The sequence below is a fragment of the Vibrio sp. 1978 genome, from assembly GCF_033344345.1.
In genome coordinates this window covers 1-793 of sequence record NZ_JAWPOP010000325.1, presented here as the reverse complement: position 1 = coordinate 793, position 793 = coordinate 1, and the positions used below count along the sequence as shown (strand labels likewise).

Annotated in this window: 1 protein-coding gene; it reads right to left on the bottom strand. The window is 49.8% G+C overall.

The genetic code is table 11. The features are described from left to right. Positions 1–793, bottom strand: a 793-nt coding sequence (locus tag R8N49_RS26395; protein ID WP_412034916.1) for a sugar-binding domain-containing protein, incomplete at both ends; no start/stop codon positions are given.

Here is a 793-nt window from a genome sequence, read left to right as displayed (position 1 = left end):
CTACGTTGCCTTGGTGATCTTTTAAGGTGATGAACAAGTGGTAAAGGTAAGGATTTTCAGCCGTCCAATGCGTTGGATTCACCATATCAATCGCAAAGCTTGTTGAGTGGTGGTTTTGGATAGTCAGTGAATCGCATTGACCACTGGCTACGACAGTGCCTTTGTCATGCAGCGCGTATTCCAGCGTGTAGCCAGACGCGATAGCGGTGGAAAGGTTTTCCAATTCGATTTGAGCACTGAGCGTCGCACTTTGGTAATCGTCGGCGAAATCGGTGCGAATTGTTAGGTCTTGGACGTGAACCTGCTCTTTGCCCACAAGGTAAACATCGCGGAAGATCCCCGCCGTCCACCACATGTCTTGGTCTTCAATGTAAGTGGAATCGGCCCACTGCATCACGCGTACAGACAGCAAGTTTTCGCCTTGTTGGACGAACTTGGAAATGTCGAATTCCGCTGTGAGTCGGCTGCCTTTACTAAAGCCGACGTACTCGCCGTTTACGTACACTTCAAAGTAGGTTTCCACGCCGTCGAACTTGATGATGGTTTGTTGGTTATCCCACTGTGGACCAAGTGTAAATGTGCGTTGATAAGCGCCCGTTGGGTTGTCGGTTGGTACAAACGGGACGTCGATCGGGAATGGGAAGCCCTCATCGGTGTATTGCAGATCGCCGTGGCCTTCCATTTGCCACATGTTTGGGACGGTAATGTGTCCCCAGTCGTTCATTGTTTGTGAGTAAAACTCATCAGGTACCAACATTGGGTTGGTGAAATAACGGAATGTCCATTGGCCGCT